This window comes from Leadbetterella sp. DM7 (genome assembly GCF_040829825.2).
Taxonomy (GTDB): Bacteria; Bacteroidota; Bacteroidia; order Cytophagales; family Spirosomataceae; genus Leadbetterella.
In genome coordinates this window covers 140,849-154,078 of sequence record NZ_JBFOLH020000006.1, presented here as the reverse complement: position 1 = coordinate 154,078, position 13,230 = coordinate 140,849, and the positions used below count along the sequence as shown (strand labels likewise).

General features: G+C 51.1%; 9 protein-coding genes. 3 read left to right on the top strand and 6 right to left on the bottom strand.

Going from position 1 to position 13,230, the window contains the following annotated elements:
* The first annotated feature begins 239 nt into the window (after positions 1–239).
* Positions 240–2,564, top strand: a complete 2,325-nt coding sequence (locus AB2U10_RS09390) for an outer membrane beta-barrel protein (protein WP_367913834.1) — start codon at positions 240–242, stop codon at positions 2,562–2,564.
* An 11-nt stretch (positions 2,565–2,575) separates the two neighbouring features.
* Here AB2U10_RS09390 and AB2U10_RS09385 read toward each other — a convergent pair whose 3' ends face one another.
* Positions 2,576–3,247 (bottom strand): response regulator transcription factor, encoded by a 672-nt coding sequence (locus tag AB2U10_RS09385; protein ID WP_367913833.1) that lies wholly within the window; start codon positions 3,245–3,247, stop codon positions 2,576–2,578.
* A complete protein-coding gene (locus AB2U10_RS09380) occupies positions 3,244–4,686 on the bottom strand; it encodes a sensor histidine kinase (RefSeq protein ID WP_367913832.1) in 1,443 nt (480 codons plus the stop codon). Before AB2U10_RS09380 ends, AB2U10_RS09385 begins: the two co-directional genes overlap by 4 nt.
* A gap of 148 nt (positions 4,687–4,834) precedes the next feature.
* Between AB2U10_RS09380 and AB2U10_RS09375 the strand changes: the two genes are divergently transcribed.
* On the top strand, positions 4,835–5,437 hold the full coding sequence (locus AB2U10_RS09375; RefSeq protein ID WP_367913831.1) for a hypothetical protein: 603 nt from the start codon (positions 4,835–4,837) through the stop codon (positions 5,435–5,437).
* A 26-nt stretch (positions 5,438–5,463) separates the two neighbouring features.
* On the opposite strand, the gene AB2U10_RS09370 is transcribed toward AB2U10_RS09375, so the two are convergent.
* From AB2U10_RS09370 to AB2U10_RS09355, 4 genes are all read right to left on the bottom strand, one after another.
* Positions 5,464–6,849: a DHA2 family efflux MFS transporter permease subunit gene (locus tag AB2U10_RS09370; protein ID WP_367913830.1), complete on the bottom strand. Its 1,386-nt coding sequence runs from the start codon at positions 6,847–6,849 to the stop codon at positions 5,464–5,466.
* A 30-nt stretch (positions 6,850–6,879) separates the two neighbouring features.
* Positions 6,880–8,001, bottom strand: coding sequence for a glycosyltransferase (locus tag AB2U10_RS09365; RefSeq protein WP_367913829.1), 1,122 nt, complete (start codon positions 7,999–8,001; stop codon positions 6,880–6,882).
* Positions 8,002–8,148: 147 nt separating this feature from the next.
* A complete protein-coding gene (locus tag AB2U10_RS09360; protein WP_367913828.1) occupies positions 8,149–8,769 on the bottom strand; it encodes a hypothetical protein in 621 nt (206 codons plus the stop codon).
* Complete coding sequence (locus tag AB2U10_RS09355; protein WP_367913827.1) at positions 8,766–10,034, bottom strand: LVIVD repeat-containing protein; 1,269 nt, start codon at positions 10,032–10,034, stop codon at positions 8,766–8,768. Before AB2U10_RS09355 ends, AB2U10_RS09360 begins: the two co-directional genes overlap by 4 nt.
* Before the next feature lie 130 nt (positions 10,035–10,164).
* Here AB2U10_RS09355 and AB2U10_RS09350 point away from each other — a divergent pair, with 130 nt between their 5' ends.
* Positions 10,165–13,128, top strand: coding sequence for an FAD-binding and (Fe-S)-binding domain-containing protein (locus tag AB2U10_RS09350; RefSeq protein ID WP_367913826.1), 2,964 nt, complete (start codon positions 10,165–10,167; stop codon positions 13,126–13,128).
* The last annotated feature ends 102 nt before the right edge of the window (positions 13,129–13,230 follow it).

Below are 13,230 nucleotides of genomic sequence, written 5' to 3'. Positions count from 1 at the left end.
CCGGCGTACACTTACAGAAAACAAAGATGATGAAAACCGGGAAAAGACGGGCAGAAATCCGTTTTTTAATGACGGGCGCAGCATTTGGGTGGCCGGTTAAGCAGGTAAACCCCCCTTTGCCGTAGCTCCCGGCTCCCCGTCATTAAATTTCTGTTATTGGTCATTCATTCCCGGGTGTCTGTCAGGTGAATTTTCCCGTAAATCTTCATCAACGGAGATTTGAAGAAAAATTCAAACCAATGAAAAAGATAATACTGCTATTATTGTTTACAGGAAACGTTTTCGCCCAGACCATCTCCGGGAATGTGATTAACCGGCAAAATGAACCCGTCACCGGGGCAACGGTGACGCTGTACGCCGACAGCCTGCTGGTGCAGGGAAAATTTACCGATTCTTCAGGCCTGTTTCGCTTTGATCAGCTGAATGCGGACCGGAAATACATCGTAAAAATAACGTACATAGGATACAAGCCCTACCGCTCCGGGCCGGTTGAAGCGTCCTATACTTTCAATAACCTGGTGCTTGAAGAGTCGGGAGAAACTGCTTTAAATGAAGTGGTGGTGCAGGGCCGGAAGCCCATGATCGAAAACGAAATAGACCGCACCATCGTGAATGTGGAGGCCATGCCCGGCGGAAATACAGGCAGCGCCTACAGCCTCCTGGAGAAAACGCCGGGGGTAAACGTGCGGGACAACTCCGTTTCGCTGAACGGAAAATCAGGAGTAGCCGTATTTATTAACGGCCGGCCTACCAACCTGGCCGGCCGCGACCTGGAAAACTACCTGAAGTCGCTGGCGGCCGCCGATATTGAAAAAATTGAGCTGATCGATAACCCGCCGGCCCGGTATGACGCCGCCGGAGGCGCCATCATTAACCTGAAGCTGCGGCAAAACCGGAATATCGGGTGGGCCGGAAGCCTGAATGCCTCGCACGGAACCGGGAAATACTGGCGGAATTTTGACGGCGTAAGCCTGAATTACAACCAGGGCAAAATATATACGTATGTTTCCGGCGGATACTTCAACGAGACGTATGAAGAGAAAGAGTGGAGAGACACCCGCTTCCTGGATGAAAACGTAACGGTAAGCACAGCGATAAGAAACCTTAGCCAAAGCAGGGGGTTTAACGTTCATGGAGGCCTCGATTATTTCCTGTCAGACAAAACCACAGTAGGAGTTTTCTACAGGAACAGCCGGCCGTTTTCGCCCTCTGAAAGAACGATTGTCAACCGTGAAGCAGCCTTGGCATATAGTGTGATCAACCCGAACGAAGAAAACAAAACCTTTGACGGGGCATCGGCCTACATCAGTCAGAAATTCAACGGCAAAGGCCGTGAGCTGTCGCTGGAAGTAAACCAGGTGCGCTACCTGATGGACGGCACCCAGCGCTTTAACAGCAGCGAGCCGTTTGAATATGTGCTGGATACCCGCATCAGGACCCGCTCTGTCAATATCGACTACGTGCATCCCATAAAAGGAGGAAACCTGGAAGCCGGCATGAAGAGCAGCTTTATGAACAACAATAACAATAACCGGTATTTTGATATTGCGGAGAGCGGGCCGGTTATTGACTGGCCGAAGACCAACCATTTCCTCTACAAAGAAAACATCAATGCAGCCTATGTAAGCGGCAGCAAAAGATTCAGGCGCTGGGACCTGAAAGCCGGTATCCGGGTAGAAACCACCCGGGCCGAGGGCCTGCAGCTGGGCAATGAAGCGGTAGAGCGCTCGGGCTTTGAGCGTTCATACGTGAATGTATTTCATAACTTCATCCTGAGCTATAAGCTCGATTCTGCCGGCACCCGGGTGCTTACCTTCCTGACCCAGAAACGGCTGGTGCGCCCGTATTACCTCTACCTCAACCCGTTTATGCAATACCGCGACCCGTACAACTATGCTACGGGGAATCCTGAGCTCAACCCACAGCTGCAGAACCGGTACGAGATCAATTTCAGAACCGGGGGAAAATACGAGATCGCGGCCCATTACAATCCGTTTACAGACGTTATTCTGCCCACAACCGAAACCATTGATAACAAATTTTACACCAAATACGACAACATCGCCAAAGGGTATATGTATATGACCAGCGTAGGCCTGCACAGCAGGCTGGCTAAATGGTGGAACGTAAATTATACCGTTCGGGCGACCCACATGGGCTTAAGAGGAAAAATATACGTGGAAAACCTGGATTACAGCATAAATGTGGCCCGTATAGAGCTCAATAACCACTTTACCCTGGCCAGGAACCTGACCGCCTCTTCCTATATCAACTACGCCAGCAAAGACCTGAACGGCCAGGTGGTTACCAAAGCCCGGTATATGGTAAACCTCGGTTTCCAATATAAATTCCTGAAAGAAAAAGCCAGCCTGAACGTATCGGTAGATGATCTCTTCCATTCCTGGAAAAACCGTAGCTGGAGCACCAATGTCACCAATGCCTACATCACCTCCCTGAGCTATTTCGATTCACGGCGGGTAGGCGTATCGTTAAATTACCGGTTGGGTAACAACAAGGAAATGAAGAAAGGGAAATCAAGCAATGCCAATGATGACCGTATATAAAAGAGACCTGTTCAGGTAACTAACTTATACCCGAGACCCCGGATGTTCAGAATAGAAACAGCGGGGTCTTTTTTGAATTTCTTTCTCAGCCGGGAAATGTAGGCATCCATATTCCGGGTGCTGAAGAAATCATCATCTCCCCAGAGCCGGAGCAGCACCTTTTTCCGGTCCAGCACCTCGCCCCGGCTCCTTACCAGCTCTTTCAGCAGCTCGTTTTCTTTATACGATAGGTTTTCGGTTTCGTTTTGGAAAGAAAGCTCCTGCCTGACAGGGTTAAAGATGTAGCGGCCTACCTGTATATTCTCAGAAACCGCAGGTTCGGGAACCCGGTTCAGGAGCTCTTTTATCCGGAGCAGCAATTCCTCGAAATGGAAGGGCTTCCGGAGATAATCGTTGCCTCCGGCTCCATATCCTTTGATAAGATCTTCTTTCCCGGTTTTGGCGGTCAGGAACAGGATCGGCGTATCGGGGTCATGTTTCCTGATTTCCCCGGCTACATCCCATCCGCTAAGTTTGGGCATCATCACATCCAGGATATACAGGTCAAAAGCTTCCGTATGGACCTGCTTTATGGCTTCCAGTCCGTTTTCGGCTGTTTTAACGGCAAAGCCTTTGCGTTTCAGGCTGTCGGCAATAACCCCGGCAAGCGAAAGCTCGTCTTCGGCGATCAGGATTTTTTTCATTTCGGAAAAATCAATGTAAAAATGCTTCCGTGCGGTAAATTATCTTTTAACTCCACCTTTCCACCCAGTAGCTTCATGGCCTGTTTCACATAGCTCAGTCCTATACCGTAACCCCGCTGGTCATGGATATCGTGCGTAGGAACGCGGAAAAAACGTTCAAAGACCTTTTCTTTATAGGCATCCGGTATGCCCGGCCCGTTATCTGCCACCGAGATTTTCAGGATCTGCTTCTCCTGAACGGCAGAAATAATTACCTGCTTGCCGGTGCCGGTATGGTACCGGGCGGCGTTATCGGTTAAGTTCCGGAGAACCTTTCCCAGCAGCTTTGGATCGGTAGGCAGGGTTAATGACGGACCCACTTCGTTTATAATCTCGAGGTCACCGCTGCTGTTCTTCCGGGTTTCGTCTATCAACGCCCGCAGCGGGGTAGGCTGTATTTGCGGAGAGAGCTGCCCCACCCGCGCTTCGGTAAGTATCTCGGTCGTGAGCATATCCAGCGACTCCGTATTCCGGAGTATAATATCCAGGTAGCTTTGCCGCTCTTCCCGGCCCAGGTCAAACGCTTTCATGGCTTCTGCGGTTAGCTGGATGGTAGCCAGCGGCGTTTTCAGCTCATGGGTGATGTTGGTCACCAGCTGGTCTTTCTGCTCGTTCAGCTTTTGCTGGGAAAGCAGGATTTTCAGCATATAGCCCAGGGTAAGAACCGATATCACCACCAGCAGAAAAGACCCCGTCAATGCCACGGCCTGCCTGCGCATGATGTATGAATACGGGCTTTTAAAGAAGGCCTGTACATACCGGGGCTCAGCTGCCCTGTTAAGAGTTATGTTTATTTTCTGGGTAGAAATACGGTTGGGTTCCGGTTGGGCAGGATTTAGCTCAAAGGGTTCATAAATGTAATTTTCGGCCAGGTACCTGCGGTATATTCTCTCGGCTTCCGACAACGGAACCGGTGTTTTTAAGTATCGCTCATGAAGAAAATTGCCGATATTGATGGTGTAATACCATACCGACCCTTTCTTCAATTCGCGTTCCACGTCACCGGTAAATACCCGGATGAACCGTTGTTTAGCTTCCGGGGTGATCGAGTCTATTCTTTCGGAAATGCTTTCCTTGCTGAAGCTGGTGCGGTGATTCCCGTACATAGAAGTATCTATGTCTGCAATCGTAAAAATGGTCATTTTGTTTTTCTCGCTCCACCTGCACGTTATCTTTACCCGGGACTCGTCATTCATGTAGGCCGTCAGCTCCTTAATGACCGCGGCTCTTTTCCATTCAAAAGACTGCTCTACCGACTGCTTCAGTCCTTCATTGATCTTTCGCCGGAAAATCTCCTCCTCTGCCCTGTACCCCGAAATAAGCGAATACAGCTGCAGCCCCACAATGGCCAGCAGGGTAAGGCAAAGAAGGACGATGGCCGTAAGAATGCTCTTTTTCACGGGTAAAATAATTAATCAAAAATAGGACTTTGAAAATGCATTAACCCCATTCTTTCACACTAATTCACACTAATTTCTGCTGTTTAACCCATTGGCGGCTCCCCCTGGCATAAGTTTGCCTGAAAAAAAAGAAATGAAAAAAAGTATCATGTATTTAACCGTTTGGTGCCTGGGCTTAGGCCTCTCCCGGGCCCAGCAAATAAAGATGACGGCAGATTTCGGGGCACAGAACAAAATTATCAACCAGCTGCTCGATTTTCAGAACATTGCTATTGAAAACTTTAAGTTTAAAGGAGAAGCCTTAAAAGGGAAAGTGCCGGTGATTGTTTTAAAGGAGTTTGAAAAAGGCGAGCCGGTAAAAACGGATACTCTTCTTAACGGGTTTAACAACAGGGAGTACATGGAAATCGACAGCTCAGTGTATACGTTTCGCTTTTTTGCCGAGCTGGATAACGAGAACCGGAAATTCCGTACCTGGATCCGCCATTACAGTTACGGCGCGGGAAAAAGGCAATACGTACTGCGCAAAGACCGGTTCGGATATGCAATGAAAGATTTTTTCGGAAACAAAAAAGAGCTGACCTGGGATGTCAGCGAGCCTATCCCGTTACTGGCCATGATCACACCGCATGAGCAGGCCAATGGCTGGGGCTCTTATTGCGAAGTAGTGCAGGCCGATGTGAAGCCGGAAGACCTCGGCAGGCATTTCGGAATTCCGCACTACTATTTGATCACCCTTTGGTTTTTATAAACCATACAGCGCCCTGAAGCCGGTTTTCAGGGCGCTGTTCTGAGATTTTTGCCGTCAGAAACATGCAGCCTCCTGAAGAGCAGCCCGGAAATAATGGTGGTCACCCCCATCACCAGGAAGGTATAGCGGAATGCCGTATGAATGCTCTGCCCGTGGAGGGCTCCCTCGAAAGACCGCAATACGATCAGCCCGAATGAAATACCGAAGCCGATGGCCAGCTGCTGGTTAACCGAGATCAGTGAATTTCCGCTGCTGTTCTGGTATTCACGCAGGTCGGCAATAGAAATGGTGTTCATGGAAGTAAACTGGATTGAGTTGAAGAAACCCAGTAGCGCTACAATAGGTAAAAACCATATAATGGGCGTGTTTTCTCCCGGAATAGCGAATAAACAAATGATTACCCCGATAATGGCCGTATTGGCCATAAGCGTGGTGCGGTAGCCGAACCGGTTTAAAATGGCAATGACAAATGACTTTCCGAAAATGGCCGTCAGCGCCATGGGTGCAATCAGCCAGCCTGAAACCACGGCCGATTTTCCGTAAGCCACCTGGATCAGCAGCGGGACCAGCAGGCCGATAGAGCTGATGCCCAGCCGGGTGGCCAGGTTGCCTAAGATACCCAGCCGGAAGGTCCGCACCTGGAACAGGCTGAAAGGAAAAATAGGGTTATTGTCGGTATGCGAATGTTTGAAATAGAAAAACACCAGCACAAAGCCCAGGATGACCATCAGGAGCACGGGCGTCACATTATGCGCATCGGTAAACAATTCGGCAGAGATAGATAGGAGCAATGACGCAGCTGCAAAGATCAGGAACCCCTTAAAGTCAAAATCAATGACCTGCGAACGGTAATCGGGCATATACTTTAAACCCATGGCCAGTCCCACCAGGCTGATGGGCACATTGATCAGGAAAATCCAGTGCCAGGAGAGGTAGTCTACCATATAACCGCCTACCAGGGGCCCCAAAATAGGCCCGATCAGGGCGGGGATGATGGCAAAGTTCATGGCTTTGACCAACTCATTTTTGGGAAAAGCCTTGATCAGCGCCAGCTTGGCCACGGGCGTCATCAGGCTGCCCCCAACCCCCTGAACCACCCGCGCAATGACCAGCTGGGTAAGGTTGGAAGAGAAGCCGCAGAAAACCGACCCGGAGGCAAAAAGCACCAGGGCAAAAATAAAAATACGGCGGGTGCCGTATTTGTCTGCCAGGAAACCGCTTACCGGCATAAACAAGGCCAACGTAAGCACATAGGCAATGATGGCGTTTTGCATGTTCAGTGAAGACTCGCCGAAATCACGGGCAATGGCCGGTAACGAGGTATTTAAAATGGTGGAGTCCAGCATCTGCATAAAGATGGCAATAGACAACACCATAGGGAGATATCTTTTTACGGTTTCTTTTTCTGTCATGTTTTGCGTCAGGGGGTTTATTTCCGGTACTCAGCTCCTGAACTTATCGTATACCCGCCGGTTGAACTCGGTACATACCTTGGTCTTTTCCAGCTTTTCCTCCAGCAGGCGGCGCCCGTTTTCAGGAAGCCGGTTGTACAGGTCGGGGTCGTTCATGACCTTCAGCACGCCTTGTGCGTAGGCATGGGCATCTAGGGCGGTTACTTCGGCAGCGCCGTAGTCTTCCAGCAGGGGCGAAAGGCCGGTCTGGTCAGAGACCACGGCCGGCAGTCCGTACATCAGGGTTTCCAGCACCGCCAGCGAGAAGCCCTCAGAATAAGTGGGGAGCACAAAAATACCGGCTTTGCTGAAAAGATCTTTTTTGGCTTCGCCGGTGACAGTTCCCAATATCTTCACGTGATTTTCCAGTCCGTTTTGCGCGGTGAACTCCCGGATATAATCCAGCATGCCGTCATCGGGGCCGGCAATCAGCAGCCGGGCATCCGGCCGGGCTTTCACAATTTTTTTAAAGGCAGGCATCAGGATATCAAATCCCTTCTTATGGTGCAGCCGCCCGATATACAGCAGCTCGTTGCGGTTTCTTTTATCAGGCGGGGTAGGAATCACTTCATGAATGTCGGTTCCGTTGGGAATGACCTCCAGGTTATCCGGGCGATGCCCCAGGTAATCGGCTACATCTTTTACCTCACCGGCATGATTCACATGAATCAGCCTTACATTATGCAGGAAATTCTTCTGAAACCATTTGGAGTACACCAGCCGCTTGTAGTATACCAGGCCTTTAAAGGTGTAGGGGTGGAGGCTTCCGTGGATAGTGACCACCGTTTTATGGTGCAAATGCAGCTTATCTACCAGCATTTCGCCGTAATTCCACAGGCAGTGCAGGTGGTAAACGTCAATGTCTTTATCGTGAGCCTGCACATAATTATACAGGTCAGAGCTGTATAGCGGAATCACCCGGGTTACCATCTCGGGCTTAAAAGTAACCAGCTCCACACCCGGCGGAACCGGGTAACGGGAGTGCCCCTGCAATTCGGTAGACAAAATCCTTACTTCATCGCCCTTTTCGGTCTGAAAAGAAGCCAGGTCGGAAACAAACTTCGAAGTACCGCCGTTTTCGTAAGAATAGGTGAGAATATGGCAGATGGTCATCAGTAAAACGTTTATGCCGTAAAATTACAACTAATTTTCAATACCGTTTAGCGTAACTTACGGTGAAGGTACCGGAGGAGCCCCGTTAACCGGAGCCCGTTGCAGGCCCCTCTTCTTATTTAACGCTCCGATGCCCCGAAACGTATATCAGAACTGGAATCCCAGCCTGAGCTGCAGCCTCTTTATATTCCGTGTTTCTTCCGTGAAATTTTCCTTGTCATAGGCGGTGGTAATGCGGTAATACTGGTATTTGTACCCGAAATTCAGCAGGAAGGCAGAGCCCGAGCGGGTTGGAAATACAAAACCTACGGCCGGGTTGACCATCAGTCCGCCTTTTTTCGATACCCCCTCTTCGCCGTCGAGCCACAACGTACCCGTGCCCAGGTCAAGAGAGGCCTGGAATTTGGAAAGGGTGGGCCCCTTCTCAAACAGGATCTGGCGGATTCCGGCTGCCACCGGCATAATAAGCGCACCCTGGTACGCATCCAGGCCGGTGGTCAGTCCCAGGGCTGTACGGGGCTTTACACGCCAGCCGTTAAAGGTCTGAACGCTTAAAGTGCCTGTGTTGCCCCGGGTGTACGTGGGAATATAGGTAGTCGGGTAATAGCTCGACAGATAAGAAGGCCAGTAATTGCCCGGCCCCGTATAGCTTCTGCCGGCCAGTAACGCTATTTCGGTCTGGTTGACAAACTTTGAAGTCTTTACTTCCCGTTCCTGCGCGCTGGCAGAAAACGCCAGGAAAAGCAATATCACATATATCTTCTTCATTTTTTAGCAATTTTACTTAAGAGTTGTAACTGGGAAGGGTTGGCATTGCTGTACTGGTAGAAACCGTCGTCGCCAATGACCAGGAGGATGTCCCCGCTCAGCTGGATCACATCAAAAGCGTGGTGATCGGTGATGTGCTGCAGCTCTTTGATGGAATTCTCATTGGTAATGTCAAATGATTTCAACCCGTAAGTTCCTTCGCAGAGGGTGAGGGTCTTCCCGCTTACGGAAAGGCCGTGGGGCTGCTGCATCGGGTAGGCCTTGACCAGGAAAGGAGCCTGCAGATTGGTGATATTGATGATCTGAAGCTGGTTCTGAGCTGCACCGCAGGGACCTGAGCGCAGCGTTACGTAGGCGCGGTCGTTCTCGGCCACTACCGGGTCACAGGCGCGGGCATGGGAGAAGATGCTCATGCGTTCCGGCTTTTCGGGGTTTTGATTGTCATAGATATACATGCCCGTATTTGAGCCGATGAACAGCAGGTCACGATACGGGAAAATGGTTTCTATACCGGAGCCCAGGTTGATCTTGCCGGTAGAATCAGGCATAGCCGGGTTGCTGATATCAAAAACCATCAGGTCAGTATCGGTTACAGTGTACAGGAAATGATCATACAGCGTAAACCGGGCCATAGAGCCGCCCTGGCCGGCCACATCTCCGCCCGGAGAACCCTGCGAACCGGAAGACCCGGAATTGAGGCTCAGCTGGTCATAGCTGCCTCCCATGCCAATGAACCGGGGCTCGTCATTGCCGCAGTTGGTTTTGTAGCTTTCGGTTCGTACTTCTTTGGTGTAATCGGTGATGGTTTGGGTGCGGGAGTCATAATACCACGATCGCCCGTTCCAGATTCCCCGGTTGAACATCCCGGTTTTCCGGCCGGTTTCTTTTATATGCAGGGGATCGCTCAGGTCCAGCGACACCAGGTCCATGTAGCTGTCGGCATACAGCATCTCGTTCTTCACCACAAAATCCAGCACCCCTGGGATTTTAATGAACGACACCGGCCGGGGAGATCGGGGATCGGAATTATCAATCACGTGTATACCCTTTTTCACTTCACCGATCAGCAGGTACTGCTTATAGGCATAAATCTTACCGGGTTCTTTGAGGTCTTGCGGCTCAGCGCTGGCAATGCCGTTCCTGACCGTTTCGTACCCCACTGTAAAAGGTATCCACACGGTGTAGGTCCGCGTTTGCGTACATTCATCTGAACAGCTCCACTGCAGAGCGGCCAGTATCAGAAAAGGTAAAATTTTTCGCAACATAGTTATATCGGGATTACAGATCGTATCGGAAAGACCCCTTTTCAGCGGGAAAGGTTGGAATGCCGTCAAAAATTTCTTCCTCTCCCTCCAAAATGTTCGTATTTTTAATGCCGAAAACGGGAAGAGAGCAATGGCTTTACACTGGGCAGACCTGGAGAAGAATTTTAAGGGGGAGATCCGTACCGATAAGGTAACCAAAATACTGTACGCTACAGACGCGTCGGCTTACCGCGAAATTCCGCTGGGAGTGGTTTTCCCGGCGGATGAGAAAGACGTGGAGGCGCTGATCCGTTTTGCGCACGGCTACCGCGTTACCCTGATTCCCCGTACGGCCGGAACCTCCCTGGCCGGCCAGGTGGTAGGAAGGGGGATCGTGGTGGATGTTTCCCGTACGTTTACCCGTATCCTGGAAGTCAACCCCGAAGCATCGTGGGTACGCCTGCAGCCGGCGGTGGTCAGAGATGAGCTGAACATGTACCTGAAGCCTTATGGGCTGTATTACGGGCCGGAAACGTCTACGGCCAACCGGGCCATGATCGGCGGTATGGTGGGCAATAACTCGTGCGGGTCCAATTCGGTTGTATACGGGAGTGCCCGTGAACACCTCCTGGAGGTCAGCGGCTATCTTAGCGACGGCAGCTTTGTTACCTTTAAAGACCTTCCCAAAGCAGAATTTATTCAGAAGATCAGGAGCATTCACGAAAAGAAGCAAAGCGCCTGGTCACTCGAAGACCGGATATATGTCCATATATTCCGGACACTCAATAACCTGGACAACCAGGACAGCATCCGGTCGGAGTTTCCCAAGCGCACCATCACCCGGCGAAATACGGGGTACGCCATTGACGAGCTCCTGGAAACCGAGGTATTTACCGAAGGCAGCCGTGAAACATTCAACTTCTGCAAGCTGATAGCCGGTTCAGAGGGCACGCTTATGTTTATTACCGAGCTGAAGATCCACGTGAACGCCCTGCCTCCGAAGTACAGTGGGGTGGTAGCCGTTCATTGTCATACGGTAGATGAGTCGCTGCGGGCCAATCTTATTGCTTTGAAATACCGGCCCGGTGCGGTAGAGCTGATCGACCATTATATCCTGGAATGTACGAAATCCAACAGGGAGCAGTCGGCCAACCGCTTCTTTGTGAACGGCGATCCCGGTGCTATTCTCTGCGTGGAGCTGACAGGAGATAACGAAGAGGAAATCTACAGCGTAGCCGCAGCATTGGAAGCAGAAATGAGAGAATCGGGCTTCGGCTATGATTTCCCGCTGATCCTTGGTGACGATGTGAAAAGGATCTGGTCGCTGCGCAAAGCCGGCCTGGGGCTGCTCTCTAACCTGCCGGGCGACGAAAAGGCCGTAGCCGTTATTGAAGATACAGCCGTAGATGTACACGACCTTCCTGAATTCATCATTGAATTTAACCGTATTCTGGATAAAAACGGAATGTTTTGCGTACATTATGCACATGCCGCCACCGGCGAGCTCCACCTGCGCCCTATTATTAACCTGAAAACCCATGAAGGCAAAGCGCAGTTCCGGCTCATTGCGGAGGAGATTTCGGCCCTGGTGAAAAAATACAGGGGGTCGCTCTCGGGCGAGCACGGCGACGGCCGCCTGCGGGGAGAGTTTATCAAAGAACAGATAGGGGAGCATAACTACGGGCTTATTAAAGAGCTCAAAGACGTATGGGATAAGGAAAACATATTCAATGCCGGGAAAATAGTAGATACTCCGCCCATGGACGAGTTCCTGCGTTATTTCCCGGGTCAGAAAACACCGGAATTCAAAACGGCGTTCCGTTTTAAAGACCAGGATATCCTGCAGCACGCTGAACAGTGTAACGGTTCGGGCGACTGCCGGAAAAGTCACCTGAGCGGGGGCACCATGTGTCCGTCGTATATGGCCACCAAAAATGAAAGGGATACCACCCGCGCCCGGGCCAATATTCTGCGCGAAACCCTGACCCGCTCAGATAAGATGAACCGTTTTGACTCGGAAGAGGTCAAAGAGGTGCTGGATCTTTGCCTGGCCTGCAAGGCCTGTAAGGCCGAATGCCCCTCGAACGTGGATATGGCCAAGCTGAAAATGGAATTCCTGCACCAATACTATAAAGATAACGGGGTGCCCCTCCGTTCGTGGCTTGTGGGAAACTACCCCCGGTTGAATAAGCTGGCGGCCCTGCTGCCCGGCGCCTACAATTTTATCTTTAAAAATACAGGGTTGCGAAAAATGGCTAACCGCCTGGTGGGTTTCCACCCTGAACGAACCATGCCTCTGCTGTCAGATACTACGCTGAAAGCCTGGTTCAAAAAAGAATACGGCAGGCAGGCAGGCCATACTGACCGGCAGGTATACCTCTTTATAGACGAGTTTACCAACTATAACGATGTGGAGATCGGCAAAAAGGCCGTACAGCTGCTGGTGAAGCTCGGGTTCTCCGTAAGGGTGGAAGAGCATGCCGACTCGGGCCGCTCGTACCTTTCCAAAGGGTTGCTGACAAAGGCCAGGGAGCTGGCAGATGCCAATGTGCAGCTGTTTGGAGATAGAGTTGGAGCCGTTGAGCCATTGGATACAATGCCCCGCCCGCTAATCGGAATAGAGCCCAGCGCCATTCTCACCTTCCGCGATGAATACCCCGACCTGGTGAGCGGGCACCTGGCCGGGCGTGCGGCTGAGCTGGCTAAGCATGTATTTACCTTTGAAGAATTCATTGGCGGGCTGGTAGACCGGAAAGAGCTTGACGCCTCGCTGTTCACCGATGAAAAACGATTGATAAAGCTGCACGGACACTGTCAGCAGAAGGCGGTGAGCTCCATGATTCCCGCAAAAAAAATGCTGGGGCTCCCCAAAAACTATGAAGTACAACTGATTCCCAGCGGATGCTGCGGTATGGCCGGTTCTTTCGGGTATGAAAAAGAGCATTACGACCTGTCGATGAAAATAGGAGAGCTGGTGCTGTTCCCCACCGTACGCCAGCAACCCGAAGACGTGATCATTGCTGCTGCGGGAACTTCCTGCCGCCACCAGATTCACGACGGCACCCATCGCCGCGCCCTCCATCCCGTCGAAATTTTATGGGATGCCCTGAAATAACCGGGGCTTTTTTGCATGTAAAATACAGCTGATTTCTGAGTTCCGGCCGCCCGGCCGGACCGTTCCTGCGTTTTGAATAGCCTGACCCCGTGAAAACACCCC